Source organism: Anabaena sp. 90 (assembly GCF_000312705.1).
GTDB lineage: Bacteria > Cyanobacteriota > Cyanobacteriia > Cyanobacteriales > Nostocaceae > Dolichospermum > Dolichospermum lemmermannii.
On record NC_019427.1, the window covers coordinates 944,509 to 964,976 of the forward strand.

The following is a 20,468-nucleotide window of genomic DNA, read 5'->3' on the forward strand; positions in this document are numbered from 1 at the left end:
CTTTTGCTCTCCTGTTATTCCAGGTTTGCTTGCATATCATTCCAAAACTTCTCAGCAAATATCACCGTTGGGTGAATAGGTGCTTTCGGTAATTTCCGCAAAGGCATTCCAGCTTCAGTGGGTGTTTTATTGCCTTTGCGAGAGTTACATTTTTCGCAGGCTATGACTACGTTATCCCAAGTATGTCGGCCACCTTTAGATCGGGGGATAACATGATCTAGGGTGAGATGTTTGTTAGTACCGCAATATTGACAACTGCTATGATCTCGTCGTAAAACCTCCCGACGATTGACTGGCGGAATTTTCCACATTCGTTCCGTAGCAGCAATTGTTAAGCGGATGTGCTTGGGTACAGACAGCACAAATCGAGATGAGTGAATTAACCAACCGTCTTCTGTCGAAAATTCTAATGGTTCGGCTTTATTGCTGACTAGCAACACTATCGCCCGCTTGATATTTATCCGACACAGTGGTAAGTAATTCTGGGAAAACACGACTACAGATTGCTCTAATACTTGGATTGCGCTTGTCACAGCCTAACTCCTTATAAAAAAACCCCCGCTTCTGTCTTAGACGCTGCGGGGGTTAACAATTGACCTGATGGTTTTGTCTTATTTTGGTACAGCATTTCTTTACCTGTACCTCCCGCGTTTGATCTCTATTTGTGGTTTTGTATTCAGCAAATTCATGCTGGGATATTTAAAATCATAATTGCCTTTTGTTCTTTGCCCTTGATGTTGGCTATCCTTGCCCATAAATAAATTCTCCACGTCCGCAGCAGCAAATTCCCAACTGCCGAGGCGTTTGGTTGCTTGTGAAGAGGTAGAGATGGGATAAATGGATTTCACAGAAAATTTCACCTATTGAACATTCCTTTAAACATACTACACTTGTATTACTATCCTGTCTATACCTATAAGGAGAAAAAATCATGCAGACCATTACACGCACCCCAACAACTGATATGGAAGTTACTAGTATTCGTCTAGAACGGAAACTCAAGGAGAAACTTAAAGATATCGCTGGTAATCAGGGATATCAGTCTCTAATTCGAGATATTCTCTGGAATTATATCCAGCAAAAATCAGGTGAGTGGAAACCGCGTTTTTCTAAATCTGATATTCGTGCTAGTATTGCTGCTGTAGCCCAACAAGATGAGCGTTGTGTCCTCACAGGTAAATTAATTGCATCACAACAGTCAATGTTATTGGGACTGACGAGGAATGGTGATATGGTTCCTCTGAGTCTTGAGAGTTTGGTTGATTAGTCGGTAATTTTAGTTAATTTTACCCAGACGCTACCTTAGTAACTGGGTAAAATACTAATTTTTAGATTTATTTAAGACAATTTCCTGGATTAATTCAGGTTTCCCGTGTTAATTCGGATGCAAAGCCTGAGATTTCCGGGTTAATTATAGAGGAATTACGGAAGACGTTAGACCTGAATCCTTACTTAGCTACTTTTTGCCCATTTTTTCTATTTTCTCTATCACTGCTAATTTCATTAACGATTTAACTAATAAATATAGACAAAAAGCACATACACAAAAAATTGCGATCGCCCAATTATGATACTTAGAGATGATTAAGATTAACCCCGTCAATAGACTAAATCCTGTTAAACAAGCATAAATTAAGGTTTTGATGGCTAGATAAATTTGTCCTAAGATGCGATCGCTTTCAACATTTTTAACTCTTAATTGTAACTCTCCTCTTTCAATTCTTTCCTCTAATTTCTTAACTAAAACTTCGGTTTTATTCGGTTTTGTCAGTTGATATTGAATAAAATCCCTAGCTTGATGGCTTAATTGAGCGATTGTACTTCCTTTACTTTTTGTGACTGCCAGACTTTTGATAAATGCCTGGGATAATACTGTAGGATTATATTGAGGCTCTAAAGTCCTGGCAATACCATCTAATGTAGTTATAGCTTTTAAAATAAATGTCATTTGAGCAGGTAAGCGAAATGGTTGCTGTTCAAACATTTCATAAAGTTCAATTTTTACCTCACCCAATGCTTTAACATCTAAAGGTTTATCGGTGAATTTATCTAATAAAAATGTGACTAATCTTTTTACTGGAGTCATATCTGGGACAGGTTCAAGTAATCCCATACTCATTAAAGTATTTACCACTTCATTGCTATCCTTTTTTAAAATAGCAAAAAAGGTTTTAATCATTTGATCTTTATCCAAAATTCCGATTTCTGCCATCATGCCAAAATCATAGAAGATAATACTACCATCTGGATTGACTGCCATATTCCCTGGATGGGGATCAACTTGGAAAAAACCATCTTGTAATAGTTGCTTTAAATAACAACAAATCCCCGTTTCATTTACCTGATGAATATTAATTCCGCAGGCTTCCAAAGCCGCTTTATCATTAATTTTAATTCCCGGTTTATATTCTAAAGTTAATATCTTCGTTGTTGTATATTGCCAATAGACTTTAGGGACAATAACTCGCGGATATCCATGAAAATTATCTCTGAATTTATCAGAATTTTTACCCTCTTGAATATAATCAATTTCTTGAAACAGCAAATCAAAAAATTCATTATAAATTGATTGTAAATTATACTTTCTTACCCCAGCCAAATATTTATTGCAAAACTTAATTAACTGTAATAATATTTTAAAATCTAAATTAAATAAAGCCTCTAAACCCGGACGTTGAACTTTAACAACCACCTCTTCGTTAGAGTATAATGTAGCCTTATGAACTTGACCTAAACTAGCAGCAGCCAAAGGATTAAAATCAAATTCTTTATAGATAAATTGTAGAGGTTTACCTAATTCTAATTCAATCATCTTAATTGCCTCTTGACTACTAAAAGCCGGAACTTGATCCTGTAAAGTTCCCAAAGCTTCTATATATTCTAGAGGCAATAAATCGGCACGAGTTGACAAAGTTTGACCAATTTTAATAAAAGTAGCACCTAAATCAATTAAAGTATTCACAAACCAAGTAGCGCGGTTTTTCTTATGTTCTAAAGAATCTTGAGGAAAAATACTATCCCACCACAGAAATAACATAAATTTAGCCGCAGCCCTGAAAATGTCTATTTTTCGGGCTAAGGTAGAATATTTAGTTTTTTGCCAACGAAACTTTTTAGACTTTGCCATCATAAATATAAACAAAATTTGATGTTTCCATGATTAATTGTTTATAATATAGCGGTAATTGTTGGCTATTTCTTTCCTAGCTCCTGAATAATTACACTGCATAGTATAAATTATTAAACACCGTCTCAATGAAGACTTGTAAACTAATCGTGTAGCAATTAGCCTGTGGTATATACAAGCAATTAATACAATAGTCCATACTAAACACGGTTGGGAAATGGACTTTTGCCAGATTACAAAAAACCTGGATTTCTAAGGGTTTAGCACTGCTAAACCCCTACCTAATAACAAAATTAAATCTTGTAAATATTCCGACACAGGAATCATAAAAACATCAAAGGGATAGAAAAAGAAAAATTCTTTCTCTATCCCTTTTATAATACCCCCAAGGGAATTCGAATCCCTGTTACCTCCGTGAAAGGGAGGTGTCCTAGGCCTCTAGACGATGGGGGCTTGTTTCTCTTCACTTTTAACAATATAGCGAGTTTTTTTGAGAATGTCAAGAGGTTTTGGAAAGATTTTTTTAGAGGAGGTGAAAAAGCCACAAAGTAAGGAGCAGGGGGAATATTTCTGGACTATTAACCCTGTCCTTTTGCCAAGAAAAATAAATTCTTGAGAAATTTCTAGTAGTCTGTCAAATTTATTTTGACGGGTTTTTGGTAGTGCGGGCATCTTGCCCGCGTCGCTTATATCTCAAGGCTTTAGCCCCTGAGCTTTACGCTTACCGGATATTTCTGTAAAGTTAATATTTATGATTCTTTAGAGAGGATTTTGAAATCAATGGCTCAAAATCTACAATATGGAAGCACCTTTTGAAATCACCCTCCAGATGGTGATCACTGTTTTTGCAGGCATTAGCGCCCAGGTAATGGCTGCATATTTCAAATTACCTAGCATCGTGTTACTACTCCTCTTAGGCATCCTTTTAGGTAAAGACGGGCTGGGAATATTACAACCGCATTTACTAGGCACAGGATTGGAAGTGATTGTTTCCCTAGCAACAGCAATCATTTTGTTTGAAGGTGGACTCAAATTAGATCGGCAGGAGTTGGGCAAAGTTTCCCTCAGTCTCCAGTTACTCGTCACCCTGGGAACCCTGATCACCCTACTAGGGGGAAGTCTTGCCGCCCACTGGCTAGGCGAATTTCCGTGGAATATAGCAGTTCTTTATGCGTCCATTGTTGTTGTCACCGGACCGACCGTAATTGGTCCATTAATTCAACAAATTAACGTAGATAGACAAGTAGCAACGCTATTAGAAGGAGAAGGAGTTTTAATAGATCCAGTGGGAGCTATCCTGGCTTACGTTGTCCTGGATACGATTTTAAACGGTGATACAGACCCCATTAATGCCATTATTGGTCTAATTTTACGTTTCGCTGTGGGTGCGGGCATTGGTGGCGTTGGTGGATATTTAATGAGTTGGATGTTTAAACGCGCCAATTTCATTTCCTTTGAACTGAAAAATCTGGTTGTACTGGCAGTTTTATGGGTGTTGTTTGCCCTAGCGCAAATGATTCGCTCCGAATCGGGAATTATGACCACAGTAGTAGCAGGTGCGGTGTTTGCTAACTCTTCAGTTCCCGAAGAGCGTTTATTGCGAAGCTTTAAAAATCAACTGACAATTCTCAGCGTTTCTGTATTATTCATCCTCCTAGCGGCTGATTTATCTATTGCCAGTGTCTTCGCTTTAGGTTGGGGGAGTTTATTCACCGTTTTGGTGTTAATGTTTGTTGTTCGCCCCATTAACATTATTTTGTGTACTTGGAATAGTGATCTAAATTGGCGACAGAAACTATTTTTAAGTTGGGTTGCACCCAGAGGCATAGTTTCCGCCTCTGTAGCGTCTTTATTTGCGATTTTACTGACGCAGAGGGGCGTTAATGGTGGTGATTCGATTAAAGCTTTAGTCTTTTTGACAATTATCATGACGGTTTTTTGCCAAGGTTTAACCGCTGGCTGGTTGGTTAAATGGTTACGAATTACCTCTAAAGATGCAACTGGGGCGGTAATTGTGGGTTGTAATCCCTTGGGTCTATTAATTGCCCGCTTTTTTCAAGAACGGGGAGAAAGTGTAGTGATGATTGATACTGACCCGGAACGGTTAGCCCAAGCTGAAGCCCAAAATCTCCGAGTGATTGCTAGTAGTGCTTTAGATGGGGAAATACTGGAAGAAGCTGGTATTGGTTCGATGGGGACTTTTTTAGCCATTACCAGTAATGGTGAAGTGAATTTTGTTTTAGCTCAACGGGCTGCTGAGGAATTTAATCCTCCCCGTGTTTTAGCTATATTCCCCCGACATCCTCAAGGATCTCCTTCGGAGAATAGTAAAGTTGATCAAGCTTTTGTTTCTGATTTACCAGTAAAAACTTGGAATGAATATTTGATGAATGGACAGGTGAAATTGGGAACAACTACATTAAATGCGGCAGAATTTGACTCTCAACAAGAACATATACAAGAAAAAATTCGAGATGGGATTTTAGTACCACTGTTGTTAGAAAGACAAGAACGTTTACAGGTAATGTCGGCTACTCAAGAATGGGAAATAGGCGATCGCATTATCTATCTATTATATGATTCCCGTCCTAATCTTTTAAAACTTCTTTCTGGTGCTAGTCAGTCTACACCGCTAACTATGGAAACATTAGCAGAAGTTGAAGAAGTAAAAGTTAAATAACTTTAGATTTTAGATTTTGGATTTATCCCCATAATCTTCTTCCTGCTTTCCCCTGCAATCTTTCATGGGTATCTTTTAGCAAAGTGGGAATATCTAAATTTTCTGGACATTTGGGCAAACAATCACCACATTCTGTACAACGGTTAGCTTTCATCCCTGGAAACCAATGACCAGCATTTTCAAACATTCCATAACGGTATTCTCCATAATCTTTCATATCATAAGCTAGGGCTAAATTTCGTAATCTTAAAACTTCGGGAATATGAATATTTTCGGGACAAGGTAAACAAGCATAACATTGACTACATTTATCAGTTAGTAAAACATGATTTTGCTGATGTTCTAATTTTTCAAAAATAGCAATTTCGGCTTTTGTTAATTCGTTATTATGATCAAAAAGTTCTGGAGATATTACTAACTCTTCCGGTTTTGCTGGTCCTATACTCAAAGTATTAATGCGGTTATCACTTAGCAGAAAACGATAATTTAAATCTAATGGTGTGAATGGATAACAGATTTCTTTTAATGTTTGGGGTGGAGTATATAATTTTCCGCCTTTATCAGCAGGAGAAATAATAAAAACGCCCATATCTTTCTCTGTCGCTAACTGAATCGCGGGGGCATTATGTTGGAAAAAATAGTAATAATGGAGATTAACAAATTCAAATAAATCTGTATTTATAGCTGCTAAAATTATATCTAATGATCCGTGAGTAGAAAAACCAATATGTCGCACTCTTCCATCATTTAGAGCTTCCTCTACTGCTTGCATACAACCGTTTTTAGATTGTACCCATTCTAAATGTTGCCAAGTATTTAATCCATGAATTCCTAAACAATCCAGATAATCTAAATTCAAGCGATTTAAAGATTCATCAATATACCGACGCATAGTGTCAGCATCTGGTGTTGGGAGAATTTTAGTAGTAATATAAATTTGATTACGGGGTACTGATAAACCAGCTTTTATAGCTTTACCCAAATATGCTTCACTATCACCATAACCTCTAGCTGTTTCTAAATGATTAATTCCTAAAGATAAAGCTTTTTCAATGGTCTGTTGGACATTTTCACTATCAGTTAAATAGCGCATTGTTCCCAAGGAAAAAACAGAAAGATGTAAATTAGTTTTACCAAAACGACGATATTGCATAGCAGGTAACTAGGACTTATCTAATTGATTGAAGATATATCAATAAAAAGTAGTGTAGGGTGGGCAATGCCCGCAAAAACCAGCATACTGTCAGAAGTTGGATATTTTGTTGTTCATAATTTTTTTGTCTGAATATTGAGTTAGAAGGGATTATTATCCATAAAACTTTTTATTTTTGCATTAAGTCTTTTTTCAGCTTCACGCTTCATGATCACTGCTTCATTTTTAGCATTTTGAATTAGTTTATCATTTTCTTCTTTAATAGGTTTCTCATTGTCCATCAGAAGTTTTGCATAAAAAAGTCCAAACAAAAAAATCAGAAATGCAAAAAATGGAACCTGAAAAACAGTAATTATTAATATTAAGCCAATAGCAAGACAACCGCACCCCCATTTTGCATCATTATTTTCTTTTCTCTTTTTTCCTTGTTCTGTTGCATCAGCAATAAGTTGATCAGCTTTTCCTTCTATCTCTGGTATTGATTTTAAATAACTACTCAGTTCAGAAATGAATTTATTCAGGTATACACGGTCACGGTATAGGGCTAAATTTAGTTTTGCACCTGTGCAATCTTTAATAATTTGCAGAAGCCTAAATAAATCTTCAGCTTTCCAAGATGTTCCACAATCTAGACAAGCATTGACATTTCTATCTTCACCTGTAACAGCCCCAACTGCCGCACCTACAACACCAAATAAAGCATATCCGACTATGGCATTTCCCCAATTTACATCAGTTTCCTGTTTAAGTTGGATGTGACCAGAACCACAATTAGGACAATTAGCCATAACAGAACCCCTTTGATACTGCTTACTTACAGTAGTATTACATTTGTCTAATCATAATGCAATTGTTAAATTAACTTTTTGACACACCTGGAGATAAACGCTAAAAAATTAAACCCAAAAACAAAACCCCCTCTAAAAGAATAGAAGGGGCATTGTTGTTAAATAATAAACCTGGCATCGAGCTATTTTCACGGAGGGCTACCCCTCAACTATCGTCGCCGCAGCAGCGTTTCACCTCTGAGTTCGGGAAGGGATCAGTGTGGTTCCACCGCGCCATAGACACCAGGAAACAATTAAAAATTAAAAATTCAGAATTAAAAATTAATTACCGATTTTTAACTTAGGGTATTCACAACCCTGAAGACTGCAAAAAGAACGAGAATCAGCAGTGATAATTAACCACCAAAAACCTTCATTTTTAATTTTTAATTATCAATTTTTAATTGAATTAGAGGTCAAGCCCTCGGTCTATTAGTACTCCTCAGCTTCATACATTACTGCACTTCCACTTAGAGCCTATTAACGGGTGTTCTGCCCGTGACCTTACCTACAAATTGTAGTGAGAGTACTCATCTTGAGGTGGGCTTCCCACTTAGATGCTTTCAGCGGTTATCCTCTCCGCACTTGGCTACCCAGCGTTTACTGTTGGTACAATAACTGGTACACCAGCGGTGCGTTCCTCCCGGTCCTCTCGTACTAAGGAGGACTCCTCTCAATACTCTTGCGCCTGCACCGGATATGGACCGAACTGTCTCACGACGTTCTGAACCCAGCTCACGTACCGCTTTAATGGGCGAACAGCCCAACCCTTGGGACGTACTTCCGCCCCAGGTTGCGATGAGCCGACATCGAGGTGCCAAACCTCCCCGTCGATGTGGACTCTTGGGGGAGATCAGCCTGTTATCCCTAGAGTAACTTTTATCCGTTGAGCGACGGCCATTCCACTCTGCGCCGTCGGATCACTAAAGCCTACTTTCGTACCTGCTCGACTTGTCAGTCTTGCAGTCAAGCTCCCTTTTGCTTTTACACTCGTCGCACGGTTTCCAAGCGTGCTGAGGGAACCTTTGCGCGCCTCCGTTACTTTTTAGGAGGCGACCGCCCCAGTCAAACTGCCCACCTGAAACTGTTCCCCAACCGGCTTACGGTCGTGGGTTAGAATTCTAGCTTCGCCAGAGTGGTATCTCACCGTTAGCTCCCTATTCCCCAAAAGGAATAGTTCACCGCTTCCCACCTATCCTGCGCAAGCGAAGCCCGAACACAATTCCAGGCTACAGTAAAGCTTCATAGGGTCTTTCTGTCCAGGTGCAGGCAGTCCGTATCTTCACAGACATTCCTATTTCGCCGAGTCTCTCTCTGAGACACCATCCAGATCGTTACGCCTTTCGTGCGGGTCGGAACTTACCCGACAAGGAATTTCGCTACCTTAGGACCGTTATAGTTACGGCCGCCGTTCACCGGGGCTTCAGTCGCCAGCTTTACTTTCGCTGACCAGCTTCCTTAACCTTCCGGCACTGGGCAGGCGTCAGCCCCCATACGTCCTCTTACGAGTTGGCGGAGACCTGTGTTTTTGGTAAACAGTCGCCTGGATCTCTTCACTGCGACCCACGTCTGAGGTGGGCACCCCTTCTCCCGAAGTTACGGGGCCATTTTGCCGAGTTCCTTAGAGAGAGTTATCTCGCGCCCCTTGGTATTCTCAACCTCCCTACCTGTGTCGGTTTCGGGTACGGGTGTTCTATCTTCATCACATAGCGAGCTTTTCTTGGCACTATCCTTCACCACTCGGAGTTCGTAAACTCCTCCCAAACCAATCAGGGTATGGCTATCTTTGATGCGTCCCTCTCTATGCTCCCACAGAACAGTAAGTGACTATTGACACTTTGTCCATCGACTACGCCCTTCGGCCTCGCCTTAGGTCCCGACTAACCCAGAGTGGACGAACCTGGCTCTGGAACCCTTAGGGTTTCGGGGTGTATGATTCTCACATACATTTGCGCTACTCAAGCCGACATTCTCACTTCCGTTTCGTCCACAGCTGCTCGCCGCTACTGCTTCAACCTACGACGGAACGCTCCCCTACCGATTAATAATTTAATATCAATCCCACAGCTTCGGTACATCGCTTAGCCCCGTTCATTTTCGGCGCAAGATCGCTTGACTAGTGAGCTATTACGCACTCTTTCAAGGGTGGCTGCTTCTAGGCAAACCTCCTAGTTGTCTAGGCAATCTCACCTCCTTTATCACTTAGCGATGATTTGGGGACCTTAGCTGGTGGTCTGGGCTGTTTCCCTCTTGACAATGAAGCTTATCCCCCACTGTCTCACTGGCAATGTCTTCTTCTGGGTATTCTGAGTTTGTCTCGATTTGGTACCGGTCTCCCAGCCCGCACCGAAACAGTGCTTTACCCCCCAAATTTAACCATTACCGCTGCGCCTCAACACATTTCGGGGAGAACCAGCTAGCTCCTGGTTCGATTGGTATTTCACCCCTAACCACACCTCATCCGCTGATTTTTCAACATCAGTCGGTTCGGACCTCCACTTGGTGTTACCCAAGCTTCATCCTGGACATGGTTAGATCACCAGGGTTCGGGTCTATAAACACTGATTTATCGCCCTGTTCAGACTCGGTTTCCCTTTGGCTCCAGCATTCTCGCTTTAACCTACCAGTGCCTATAAGTCGCCGGCTCATTCTTCAACAGGCACGCGGTCATCCGTTAAATCGGACTCCCACTGCTTGTAAGCTTATGGTTTCATGTTCTATTTCACTCCCCTTCCGGGGTTCTTTTCACCTTTCCCTCGCGGTACTTGTTCACTATCGGTCACACAGTAGTATTTAGCCTTACGAGGTGGTCCTCGCTGATTCACATGGAATTCCTCGTGCTCCATGCTACTCGGGATTCAGCTACTATCCTTTGACTTTCAACTACGGGACTTTCACCCCCTCTGGTACAGTATTTAGCTGTTTCGTTTAGTCTCTAGATTCGATCTCGCTGTCCCACGACCCCAGAAGATAAATCCTCTGGTTTAGGCTCTTCCCCTTTCGCTCACCACTACTGAGGGAATCTCTAGTTTGATTTCTCTTCCTCCAGCTACTAAGATGTTTCAGTTCGCTGGGTTGGCTCTTTCCTGTCTATATATTCAACAGGTAGTACATAGGGTTGCCCCATTCGGACATTTCCGGCTCAAAGTTTGCTTCCAACTCCCCGGAACATTTCGTCGGTAACCACGTCCTTCATCGCCTCTGTGTGCCTAGGTATCCACCATTAGCCCTTATTAACTTGACCACATTTCTTTTTGTCTGCTTTGATGAAACATTCTCATGTTTCACGTCTGCGCTGCTAATTCTCGTTCTCTTATGCAGTTTTCAAGGTTCTGGCTGGAATTTAACCCAGCAGTCTAACTATTATTGTTAGGTGCTGACTTTGATTTGTGTTTTTAAACTAAGGCAAATAATACTTTGAAAGATTTATCCCAATCTCGACCGACCTAGGTTAGACCAATTTAGGCTCTATTAGCAATTTTCATTGCTGTCGAAATTCTAAATGGATTAGGTCTCCCTAAAAGGAGGTGATCCAGCCACACCTTCCGGTACGGCTACCTTGTTACGACTTCACCCCAGTCATCAGTCCTACCTTAGGCATCCCCCTCCAAAAGGTTGGGGTAACGACTTCGGGCGTGACCAACTTCCATGGTGTGACGGGCGGTGTGTACAAGGCCCGGGAACGAATTCACTGCAGTATGCTGACCTGCAATTACTAGCGATTCCTCCTTCACGAAGGCGAGTTGCAGCCTTCGATCTGAACTGAGCTCCGGTTTATGAGATTCGCATCACATCGCTGTGTAGCTGCCCTTTGTCCGGAGCATTGTAGTACGTGTGTAGCCCAAGACGTAAGGGGCATGCTGACTTGACGTCATCCCCACCTTCCTCCGGTTTGTCACCGGCAGTCTCTCTAGAGTGCCCAACTTAATGCTGGCAACTAAAAACGAGGGTTGCGCTCGTTGCGGGACTTAACCCAACATCTCACGACACGAGCTGACGACAGCCATGCACCACCTGTGTTCACGCTCCCTAAGGCACTCCCAATTTTCGCCGGGATTCGTGACATGTCAAGCCTTGGTAAGGTTCTTCGCGTTGCATCGAATTAAACCACATACTCCACCGCTTGTGCGGGCCCCCGTCAATTCCTTTGAGTTTCACAGTTGCCTGCGTACTCCCCAGGCGGGATACTTAACGCGTTAGCTACGGTACAGCTCGGGTCGATACGAGCTACACCTAGTATCCATCGTTTACGGCTAGGACTACTGGGGTATCTAATCCCATTCGCTCCCCTAGCTTTCGTCCCTCAGTGTCAGTTTTGGCCTAGCAGAGCGCCTTCGCCACCGGTGTTCTTCCTGATATCTACGCATTTCACCGCTACACCAGGAATTCCCTCTGCCCCGACCATACTCTAGCTTTGTAGTTTCCACTGCTTTGATTTGGTTGAGCCAAACTCTTTAACAGCAGACATACAATGCCACCTGCGGACCCTTTACGCCCAATCATTCCGGATAACGCTTGCATCCTCCGTATTACCGCGGCTGCTGGCACGGAGTTAGCCGATGCTTATTCCTCAGGTACCGTCATTTTTTTCTTCCCTGAGAAAAGAGGTTTACAACCCAAGAGCCTTCCTCCCTCACGCGGTATTGCTCCGTCAGGCTTTCGCCCATTGCGGAAAATTCCCCACTGCTGCCTCCCGTAGGAGTCTGGGCCGTGTCTCAGTCCCAGTGTGGCTGATCATCCTCTCAGACCAGCTACTGATCGTCGCCTTGGTAGGCTCTTACCCCACCAACTAGCTAATCAGACGCAAGCTCTTCTTCAGGCAGCAAGCCTTTCACCTCTCGGCACATTCGGTATTAGCCACCGTTTCCAGTGGTTGTCCCCAACCTGAAGGTAGATTCTTACGCGTTACTCACCCGTCCGCCACTAAATCCCTAAAGATTCCGTTCGACTTGCATGTGTTAAGCATACCGCCAGCGTTCATCCTGAGCCAGGATCAAACTCTCCATTTTGTTTCTTTCGAGTTTGTCGGCTCCGAAATTAGTTAAAATCTCGAATCCTCTTTCAATTATCTTGACGACGAGGATTGGTTTAATCTATTCTTTCAAAGTATTATTTTTTCTCGGTTCAGTTGCCGTGAGTTGTTTTCTTTCTCCGGCACTCAACTAATATAGCAATCCTTTCTTTTCCTGTCAAGGGGGTTGGGAAAATATTTTTTTTAGGCAATACCTTAGCCAATTTACGAGGGTGAAACAATGATAGTAGTCTGTCAATCCAAAAATGACGGGTAAAGGCAAGCAGGGGGAGAAGAGGGGCAGGGGGAGTAGGGGAGGGAAAAACAGAAGTTTTTTCCGATCATTTATTGCGTATTTACAGGTATATCTAATACTACCCTAAATCTATTAAGTAGGTTGGCGTTAAAAATTATTGTCGTTATGGCAAGGAAACAGGAAAGAGGCACTCATGCAAGAGTGAAGAAGTTTTGGGCGATTTTACTTTTCTTGACACATTTTGGTTTTTCTCAGCCTACTTACTTAAAAATTGCCGGTTTGAGTGAAAATGATCTATGATGATGGCGGGCAAGACTTGTACTGAGCTTGTCGATAGCGCAGCGTGGCGTTAGCCATAGTATGCCCACCCCACAAGAGTTGAATTTTAACGTTCTATTGCCTCATTAATCCATTGTTGCAATGTATTGATGACTTCCTCAATGACAATTTCTTGAGATTCACGATTTGCGCGTTTTACGACTTCAACTTTACCATTTGTAATCGCTCTTCCCGTCACTATTCTAAAGGGAATCCCGATTAAGTCTGCATCTTTGAATTTAACTCCTGCACGTTCATCTCTGTCATCTAATAACGTTTCTACCCCTGCTTTGTTCAGTTCTGTGTAAAGTTTTTCGGCGACGGCGATCTGTTGGGCATCTTTAATGTTAGGAATTGTGATAATGGCGTGATATGGTGCGATCGCTACTGGCCAAATTATGCCATCTTTATCATAGGATTGTTCAACGGCTGATTGTGCTAACCGAGACACACCCACACCATAACAACCCATAACTAAAGGCTTTTCTTCTCCTTGTTCGTTGGTATAGGTTGCACCCATGGCTTGGGAGTATTTTATCCCTAGTTGGAAGATGTGACCGGCTTCGATGCCTCTAGCTGTTTGTAGGGTTTGGCTTGAGTCGTGAAGTGAGCGATCACCTAATTTTGCCTTACGAATATCTACGGTTAGAGCAGGTAATTTAAATTGCTCATTCCAATTTGCGCCAACTACGTGAAAACCGCTTTCATTTGCACCAGTAACAAAATTCTTTAACTCCACCGCAGTTTGATCTACCAACCGCACAAATTGAGAATTTACCTGTTTACTTCCCGCAATATAATCATCAGCAATGTCTGGTGCGATATAACCTAAAGGTAAAGATTTAGCTTGCCACGTTTCTTGGGCTTCGGCATTGGGTACAGTTAAAGTCAGAATGGTTTTAGCACCAAATTGAGGAGCTAATTTAGTTAATTCATTTTGTAATTTAACTTCATTGATTTCCTGATCTCCGCGAATATTTATCAACACCAAAACAGTTAAACCGTTATCATAGACAAGTTGATATAAAACGTTTTTGACAATTTGGGTAGGAGAACACTTGAGGAAATTACAAAGTTTTTCAATTGTATCAATTCCCGGAGTTTCCCGTTTTTCGTAAGTTGTAAAAGGTGAAGTTTCCGCTTCCGCTGCTAAAGAAACTGCTTTTTCTACGTTAGCCGCATATTTACCATCTTCAGTATAGAGAACCTCATCTTCTCCCGCATCTGCTAAGACCATAAATTCTGTCGAACCAGAACCACCAATAGCCCCAGAATCAGCTTCCACAGCCCGAAAAGCTAAACCAGAACGCCGCAACATATTACTATAAGCAGTATACATTTCCCGGTAAGTTTTCTGCAAACTTTCCTCATCAGCATGAAAAGAATAACCATCCTTCATAATAAATTCTCGTCCGCGCATTAAACCAAACCGGGGACGAATTTCATCACGAAATTTAGTTTGGATTTGATATAAATGTACAGGTAATTGACGATATGAACGAATCATATCACGGGCAACAGTAGTAATTACCTCCTCATGAGTTGGTCCTAATCCTAATTGTTGTTCTCTTCTATCAACCAAAGAAAACATAATTCCTTCAGCCTTAGTATAAGTATCCCATCTTCCCGACTCTTGCCATAATTCCGCAGGTTGTAACTGCGGTAATAAACATTCTTGTGCGCCAGTAGCATTCATTTCTTCGCGCACAATTTGAGAAACCTTTTGCAAAACTCGCCACATTAGGGGAAGATAAGCATAAACCCCACTACCAATGCGACGGATATATCCGGCACGGAGTAATAATTTATGACTAGGGATTTCCGCATCAGCAGGATCATCCCGTAGTGTAACAAATAACATTTGTGATAATCGCATTCTTTTTACCTTTACTTGCTAATTTTTCAAATCAGTTACATCTAAAATATTTTCATCTAGTCAAAAAAGTTTTGTAGTCAGGACTTACAACCTAAACCACAAAATGAATTCATCTATTTCTTTGCGTCTTTGCTCCTTTGCGTCTTTGCGCGAAACAATACTCTTTCCATCTAACTTGAGGAGATAACTACCTTGTCTGAAGCAATGTATCAAGCACAACCACCCTTAGAATTTATTCCGCCAGCTTTTAACCCCTTGTTGTTAAATTTGGTACATCTAGTGCTACCTAACTGGATTCGGTGGAAAACACCGATTAGCAACATTGAAGCAGACAACGTTGAAACTTTGGCGGATTGCTATCAACGGTTTCAGGATGGTAAAATCCGGTTTATGTTGGCGTTTCGTCATCCTCAAACAGTAGACCCTCTTTGTTTAACTTATTTATTGTCCCAAATCTTGCCTAAAGTAGCACGAGTTGGGGGTACACGGCTACAATATCCACTTCATGCCCATTTTATCTATGATCGGGGAATTCCTCTTTGGGCTGGTTCTCACGTGGGTTGGGTAATTTCTCACTTGGGGGGAACTCCGATTCAACGCGGTAAAGCCGATTGGACTGGGTTGCGTTCCGCACGGGATTTGTATGCTAATGGTCAGTTTCCGATGGCTGCTGCGCCAGAAGGTGCTACAAATGGTTTATCGGAGATTATTAGTCCTTTAGAACCGGGTATCGCACAGATGGGTTTTTGGTGTGCGGAAGATTTACAAAAAGCGGGAAGAGATGAGGAAGTTTTAATTGTACCAATTGGCATTAAATATAGTTATGTTAATCAGCCTTGGGATAATATAGCAAATTTGTTAACTGAATTAGAAGCGGCTAGTGGTTTATTGGTAAATCAAGAGAAAACTGAGGCTTCTTTTGCTGCGCTTTATCCCCGATTATTAGGGTTAGCTGAACATTTATTATCGGTAATGGAGCAATTTTATACTAAATTTTATCATCAAACATTGCCAGATGAAAAGATTACTAATGAGGAAATTACAGATAGAAATGAGGCTTTAGCTTATCGGTTACAAGCTGTAATGAATATCGCTTTATTTATTGCTGAACAATATTTTGATTTACCATCTAGAGGAAATTGGAATGATAGATGTAGACGGGTAGAACAAGCAGGTTGGAATTATATATTTAGGGAAGATTTTAAGGATATTAAATTATTATCATCTATTGATAAAAGTTTGGGAGATAGAATTGCTGAGGAAGCATATTTTCGGATGTGGCACATGAGGTTAGTTGAGAGTTTTGTAGCTGTTTCTGGGATTTATATCCGCGAAAAACCAACGGTGGAAAGATTTGCAGAAATGACTTTACTTTTATGGGATATGGTGAATAAAATTAAGGGGAATATTCCTTTAAATCGTCCACAATTGGGTAAGCAGCAGGTGAAGATAACTGTGGGTACACCAATTTCTGTTTCTGAACGTTATCCGGTTTATAAAGGTAGTCGGGTTGCTGCTAGACAATCTGTGGCTGAGTTGACGAGTGATTTGCAGCAGGTTTTGGAGGGTTTGGTGGAGAAGGGATGATTTTTTGGTAATTTGGCTAGTTGTTTACATAATTTTAATCTTGTCAGAATCAGGATATCCAGGATTTGAGGATTTTCAGGATGTAATTTTTTGCTTATTTATTAGTTGTTGATAATTAGGATAGAGAAATTATACTTCATGAAGCATCATCACCCGCCTGGGAATTTATTCCCAGTCTTATAGCGAAAGTCCGTTAAAATGGACTAAAAGAATTTTGCAATAAACATCCTGTAAATCCTTTAATCCTGGATATCCTGATTCTTACAGTTTAGGGTTTATAATTGATATACAGTGTAATATTGCCTATAACCTAGTAAATGACATAAATAATTATGAATATACAACTTGTTGACTCCCTTGTAGAAATTGTTTCCAAATTAACTCCCGACGAAAAACAACTTTTCCAAGAAAGGCTGATTTATCAGGATTTCAACAAACAAACTAAAAAGCCTTTAACCTCTGAAGAAAGATTAAAACTTTGGCAAGAGTGGATAGAAAAAGCTCCTCAAAGTTCTGTTAATCTTCCTGATGAAGCACTACGTCGAGAAAACATTTATGATGATAGAGGAAGATGAGTAATTACTTATTAGATACCAATATTCTGTTACGTTCAAGAGATATAACATCTCCAGATTTTCATTTAGTTGATAAAACAATTAAATATTTAATATCTAATAATCATCAATGTTTTATTACCTCTCAGGTAATCATTGAATTTTGGGTTGTTGCTACTCGTCCTGTTAATGTTAATGGATTAGGATGGACTGGAAAACAAACAACTCAAGCAGTACAAATGCTAATAAATCAATTTGATTTACTAGAAGAGATACCAGATGTATTTTCTATTTGGTTGAACTTGGTGACAACATATAATATTTCTGGTAAACGCACTCACGATATACACATATTAGCCGTGATGCTTGCTCATAATATCAGCCATATTTTAACTTTAAACCCCAAAGATTTTATAGCTGTTCCAGAAATTACGATTATTCATCCTCAAAGTATTAATAGCTAAGAATATTGTGAATAAAATTATCCTGTAAATCCTTTAATCCTGGGTATCCTGATTCTGTGCCTTCAATAATAGTAGAGGCAGAGCCTCTGTTATAGCATTCCCAGTCAGAGACTGGGAACGAGATAATGCGATGTACTTTTGGCAACGATTTTATCAGATATATTGACAAGTTAACTCAAATGATTCTCTAGCAAGGACGCTATGGCTTCTGGATGAGCTTTTTTGTATTGTTTTTTACCTAACATTAAAACACAATTGGGGGCGCTGCTACAGCGTTTTTGACAATCGGTATGTTCAATAGTTACTTTATCAGATAAACCGCGATCGCCCAAAGTTTTTTCTAAGTCTGATAATAACCCCTTTCCACCCCGTTTCAGACAACCAGATTTTTGACATACCATAATCTTGGCTTTAGGTTGAGGAAGAGGAAGCGGATTTTTGATCAGACAAAAACCCACTGCTTGAATTTGATAAGCTTCGAGTTTTAATTTCCTGTTACGGGGGTTTAATTTACTAATAGCATCTATATGAATTTGCTCACCAGGGACTAAAGATAAACCTATAGAACAACGTAAATTTTTAGGAATTTTAATTTTGATATTTCCCCCAGGAATTGCTAACTGTAAATGTTTACATTTCTCGGTTTTTTTACCTGCAAAACCTAAAAACTGTCCTTCAATATTCAATTCCGATAAAGCCAAATATTTTTCACCCATTTGCGATAACCCAATTTTTTCAAGAGAAAATTTAATAACTTAGGAGTCAGGAGTCAGGAGTCAGTAGTCAGAAGCAAGAAGAAAGAAGGAAGAGGGAAAAGAGATTTTACCTTTTACCTTCTTGGTATTGATGGGAATTTTAAGAAAGACGTTTAGCTTCCACTGTTACTGGTAAACGACTTTTATCGGGAAATTCACTAAATTCTAATTCCCAACCATTAGTTAAAGTGAGAATTTTACCTGCTGCACCATCTGTTTCTTTAACTACTTCTTCTTCTAAGTCTTTTTTAGGGACGTAGACAACTAAAGTACCAGCATCATTCATTCGGAGCATTACTTTCATGTGTTTCCTCAGCAGATTCTAGTTCTCTTTTTCGACAACCGATGATGTACCCTGTTTCCAAAAAATGTACAGCATAGATATAATAAGCTTGCAAAAATGTACCAATGCTGGAGACATAACCAACATCACCAATTTTGGCTAAAACTTCCCCAATTTCTCTACCTGGAAAAGTTCCATCGTTTTTGATTAGTTTCTTAACTCGAACTTTTTGACCAATTTCAAAAATGGGTTGCGAGTCCAGTTCTATTTCATCACGTTGCATGGGAATACCTTTTTTCGCTGACTAAATTTAATAATTCTTCTGTAGTGAGACTGCGTTTTCTGAGGATTGATTGCTGACGGACTACATCTAAAACAGCTTGGGTTTCTTGAGAATCGAGAAAGATGCCATGCTGTTCTAATAGATTAGATAATGAATGCCGACCAGAATGTTTACCTATGACTAAACGCCGTTCCCAACCTACATCTTCAGGAGCATAAGGTTCATAAGTAACTGGGTTTTGTAATACACCATGAGCATGAATACCAGACTCATGAGCAAAGGTATTTTCACCCACAATTGCTTTCCAAGGTTGAACATTAGCGCCGGAAGCTTTAGCGACTAATTGAGATAGTTTTAACAAGTGTTGAGTCTGAATTCCCAAATCAACACCGTAAATACATTTTAGAGCCATAATTACTTCTTCCAAAGCTGCATTTCCGGCTCTTTCTCCTAGTCCATTAACGGTAGTATTTACAGATACAGCACCAGCTTTGATTCCGGCTAAAGCGTTAGCAGTTGCTAGTCCAAAATCATTATGAGTGTGAATCTCAACAGGAATTGATAGAGTTGATACTAAATGCTTAACTTTAAGGTGAGTTCGGAAGGGATCAAGTACCCCAACTGTATCACAAAACCGAAACCGAGATGCTCCCCATTCTTGTGATAACATGGCAACATCTTGGAGAAAGTTTTCGTCGGCTCTAGAAGAATCTTCGCCACCAACTGATACCCAAAGACCTTGATCTAATGCGAAGCTAATACAGTCTTTTAGTTTTTGTAAACTTACTCGCCATTGCCCATGAAATTTAGCGGCAATTTGCACTCCAGACACAGGAATAGCAATATGTACTCGTTCGAGTCCACAGGCTATAGAAGCTTTAATATCTGAGATAACAGCCCGATTCCAACCTAATAATTTAGCTTGTAAATCTAAGTTACGAATGGCAACAATGGCGCGAATTTCTTCTTCTCCCATTGCCGGAATTCCTACTTCTAATTCATGGACACCAATGGCATCGAGAAATTGTGCGATCGCTACTTTTTCTTCTAAGTTAAAAGCAACACCTGCTGCCTGTTCCCCATCACGTAATGTCGTATCATTAATCATGATTTGATACATTTTCAAGGTCCCTCTAGCGGAGTTTTTTGTAATATCCTTGTTCGCTACAATTTTTCATGGTGGTAGATGGGCAATAAATTCTTAATTGAGCGAATAAATCATGATTCATGATTTACGATCCTTAATTATTAATCAAATATTGCTGTTGCATCTGTATGACAAGAAACAAAAAAT

16 protein-coding genes, 1 tRNA gene and 3 rRNA genes are annotated in these 20,468 nt (G+C 40.4%); 6 read left to right on the forward strand and 14 right to left on the reverse strand.

Features of this window, described 5'->3' with window-relative positions:
* Window positions 1-14: 14 nt before the first annotated feature.
* Window positions 15-533: an HNH endonuclease gene (locus tag ANA_RS04315; protein WP_015078840.1), complete on the reverse strand. Its 519-nt coding sequence runs from the start codon at window positions 531-533 to the stop codon at window positions 15-17.
* A gap of 99 nt (window positions 534-632) precedes the next feature.
* On the reverse strand, window positions 633-860 hold the full coding sequence (locus ANA_RS04320; protein WP_041457674.1) for a hypothetical protein: 228 nt from the start codon (window positions 858-860) through the stop codon (window positions 633-635).
* Window positions 861-931: 71 nt separating this feature from the next.
* Here ANA_RS04320 and ANA_RS04325 point away from each other — a divergent pair, with 71 nt between their 5' ends.
* Window positions 932-1,267 (forward strand): ribbon-helix-helix domain-containing protein, encoded by a 336-nt coding sequence (locus ANA_RS04325; protein ID WP_015078842.1) that lies wholly within the window; start codon window positions 932-934, stop codon window positions 1,265-1,267.
* Window positions 1,268-1,456: 189 nt separating this feature from the next.
* Here the strand turns inward: ANA_RS04325 and ANA_RS04330 are convergent, their stop codons facing one another.
* Together ANA_RS04330 and ANA_RS04335 are read right to left on the reverse strand one after the other, a co-directional pair.
* A complete protein-coding gene (locus ANA_RS04330; RefSeq protein WP_015078843.1) occupies window positions 1,457-3,130 on the reverse strand; it encodes an ABC1 kinase family protein in 1,674 nt (557 codons plus the stop codon).
* Between the two features lie 377 nt (window positions 3,131-3,507).
* Window positions 3,508-3,580: transfer RNA gene (locus ANA_RS04335), tRNA-Glu, on the reverse strand.
* Between the two features lie 346 nt (window positions 3,581-3,926).
* On the opposite strand from ANA_RS04335, the gene ANA_RS04340 reads away from it, so the two are divergent.
* Window positions 3,927-5,807, forward strand: a complete 1,881-nt coding sequence (locus ANA_RS04340) for a cation:proton antiporter (protein WP_015078844.1) — start codon at window positions 3,927-3,929, stop codon at window positions 5,805-5,807.
* A gap of 22 nt (window positions 5,808-5,829) precedes the next feature.
* Here ANA_RS04340 and ANA_RS04345 read toward each other — a convergent pair whose 3' ends face one another.
* The 5 genes from ANA_RS04345 to ANA_RS04365 form a co-directional block, all read right to left on the reverse strand.
* Window positions 5,830-6,960: an aldo/keto reductase gene (locus tag ANA_RS04345; protein WP_015078845.1), complete on the reverse strand. Its 1,131-nt coding sequence runs from the start codon at window positions 6,958-6,960 to the stop codon at window positions 5,830-5,832.
* Between the two features lie 140 nt (window positions 6,961-7,100).
* A complete protein-coding gene (locus ANA_RS04350) occupies window positions 7,101-7,748 on the reverse strand; it encodes a hypothetical protein (RefSeq protein WP_015078846.1) in 648 nt (215 codons plus the stop codon).
* A 169-nt stretch (window positions 7,749-7,917) separates the two neighbouring features.
* Window positions 7,918-8,035 (reverse strand): 5S ribosomal RNA (gene rrf, locus ANA_RS04355).
* Window positions 8,036-8,199: 164 nt separating this feature from the next.
* Window positions 8,200-11,031: ribosomal RNA gene (locus ANA_RS04360) — 23S ribosomal RNA — on the reverse strand.
* A 276-nt stretch (window positions 11,032-11,307) separates the two neighbouring features.
* Window positions 11,308-12,796: ribosomal RNA gene (locus ANA_RS04365) — 16S ribosomal RNA — on the reverse strand.
* The 16S, 23S and 5S rRNA genes sit together here, the layout of an rRNA operon.
* Before the next feature lie 423 nt (window positions 12,797-13,219).
* Between ANA_RS04365 and ANA_RS28095 the strand changes: the two genes are divergently transcribed.
* Window positions 13,220-13,354 (forward strand): hypothetical protein, encoded by a 135-nt coding sequence (locus tag ANA_RS28095; protein WP_256369476.1) that lies wholly within the window; start codon window positions 13,220-13,222, stop codon window positions 13,352-13,354.
* Between the two features lie 85 nt (window positions 13,355-13,439).
* Here the strand turns inward: ANA_RS28095 and ANA_RS04370 are convergent, their stop codons facing one another.
* Window positions 13,440-15,248 carry a proline--tRNA ligase gene (locus ANA_RS04370; protein ID WP_015078847.1) on the reverse strand — a complete coding sequence of 603 codons (1,809 nt, stop codon included), beginning with the start codon at window positions 15,246-15,248 and terminating at the stop codon, window positions 13,440-13,442.
* A gap of 204 nt (window positions 15,249-15,452) precedes the next feature.
* Between ANA_RS04370 and ANA_RS04375 the strand changes: the two genes are divergently transcribed.
* The 3 genes from ANA_RS04375 (at window position 15,453) to ANA_RS04385 (ending at window position 17,853) form a co-directional block, all read left to right on the forward strand.
* The gene (locus ANA_RS04375; protein ID WP_174782874.1) at window positions 15,453-16,835 is read left to right on the forward strand and encodes a 1-acyl-sn-glycerol-3-phosphate acyltransferase; all 1,383 of its coding nucleotides are present in this window, start codon (window positions 15,453-15,455) and stop codon (window positions 16,833-16,835) included.
* Window positions 16,836-17,167: 332 nt separating this feature from the next.
* Window positions 17,168-17,410: a hypothetical protein gene (locus ANA_RS04380; RefSeq protein ID WP_015078849.1), complete on the forward strand. Its 243-nt coding sequence runs from the start codon at window positions 17,168-17,170 to the stop codon at window positions 17,408-17,410.
* On the forward strand, window positions 17,407-17,853 hold the full coding sequence (locus tag ANA_RS04385; protein WP_015078850.1) for a type II toxin-antitoxin system VapC family toxin: 447 nt from the start codon (window positions 17,407-17,409) through the stop codon (window positions 17,851-17,853). Before ANA_RS04380 ends, ANA_RS04385 begins: the two co-directional genes overlap by 4 nt.
* 170 nt (window positions 17,854-18,023) lie before the next feature.
* Here the strand turns inward: ANA_RS04385 and ANA_RS04390 are convergent, their stop codons facing one another.
* The 4 genes from ANA_RS04390 to nifV all read right to left on the reverse strand — a co-directional run bounded on the left by ANA_RS04390 (window position 18,024) and on the right by nifV (window position 20,294).
* Window positions 18,024-18,569, reverse strand: coding sequence for a (2Fe-2S) ferredoxin domain-containing protein (locus ANA_RS04390; protein ID WP_015078851.1), 546 nt, complete (start codon window positions 18,567-18,569; stop codon window positions 18,024-18,026).
* A gap of 139 nt (window positions 18,570-18,708) precedes the next feature.
* A complete protein-coding gene (nifT, locus tag ANA_RS04395; RefSeq protein WP_015078852.1) occupies window positions 18,709-18,912 on the reverse strand; it encodes a putative nitrogen fixation protein NifT in 204 nt (67 codons plus the stop codon).
* On the reverse strand, window positions 18,887-19,174 hold the full coding sequence (locus ANA_RS04400; RefSeq protein WP_015078853.1) for a nitrogen fixation protein NifZ: 288 nt from the start codon (window positions 19,172-19,174) through the stop codon (window positions 18,887-18,889). The genes nifT and ANA_RS04400 overlap by 26 nt, the downstream gene beginning before the upstream one ends.
* On the reverse strand, window positions 19,164-20,294 hold the full coding sequence (gene nifV / locus ANA_RS04405; RefSeq protein ID WP_015078854.1) for a homocitrate synthase: 1,131 nt from the start codon (window positions 20,292-20,294) through the stop codon (window positions 19,164-19,166). The genes ANA_RS04400 and nifV overlap by 11 nt, the downstream gene beginning before the upstream one ends.
* Window positions 20,295-20,468 lie beyond the last annotated feature (174 nt).

Bases quoted from the DNA above. Each gene is read 5' to 3' on its own strand.
- ANA_RS04325 (WP_015078842.1), top strand. From the start codon at position 932: ATGCAGACCATTACACGCACCCCAACAACTGATATGGAAGTTACTAGT.
- ANA_RS04330 (WP_015078843.1), bottom strand. From the start codon at position 3,130: ATGATGGCAAAGTCTAAAAAGTTTCGTTGGCAAAAAACTAAATATTCT.
- ANA_RS04340 (WP_015078844.1), top strand. From the start codon at position 3,927: ATGGAAGCACCTTTTGAAATCACCCTCCAGATGGTGATCACTGTTTTT.
- ANA_RS04345 (WP_015078845.1), bottom strand. From the start codon at position 6,960: ATGCAATATCGTCGTTTTGGTAAAACTAATTTACATCTTTCTGTTTTT.
- ANA_RS04350 (WP_015078846.1), bottom strand. From the start codon at position 7,748: ATGGCTAATTGTCCTAATTGTGGTTCTGGTCACATCCAACTTAAACAG.
- ANA_RS28095 (WP_256369476.1), top strand. From the start codon at position 13,220: ATGGCAAGGAAACAGGAAAGAGGCACTCATGCAAGAGTGAAGAAGTTT.
- ANA_RS04370 (WP_015078847.1), bottom strand. From the start codon at position 15,248: ATGCGATTATCACAAATGTTATTTGTTACACTACGGGATGATCCTGCT.
- ANA_RS04375 (WP_174782874.1), top strand. From the start codon at position 15,453: ATGTATCAAGCACAACCACCCTTAGAATTTATTCCGCCAGCTTTTAAC.
- ANA_RS04380 (WP_015078849.1), top strand. From the start codon at position 17,168: ATGAATATACAACTTGTTGACTCCCTTGTAGAAATTGTTTCCAAATTA.
- ANA_RS04385 (WP_015078850.1), top strand. From the start codon at position 17,407: ATGAGTAATTACTTATTAGATACCAATATTCTGTTACGTTCAAGAGAT.
- ANA_RS04390 (WP_015078851.1), bottom strand. From the start codon at position 18,569: ATGGGTGAAAAATATTTGGCTTTATCGGAATTGAATATTGAAGGACAG.
- nifT (WP_015078852.1), bottom strand. From the start codon at position 18,912: ATGAAAGTAATGCTCCGAATGAATGATGCTGGTACTTTAGTTGTCTAC.
- ANA_RS04400 (WP_015078853.1), bottom strand. From the start codon at position 19,174: ATGCAACGTGATGAAATAGAACTGGACTCGCAACCCATTTTTGAAATT.
- nifV (WP_015078854.1), bottom strand. From the start codon at position 20,294: ATGTATCAAATCATGATTAATGATACGACATTACGTGATGGGGAACAG.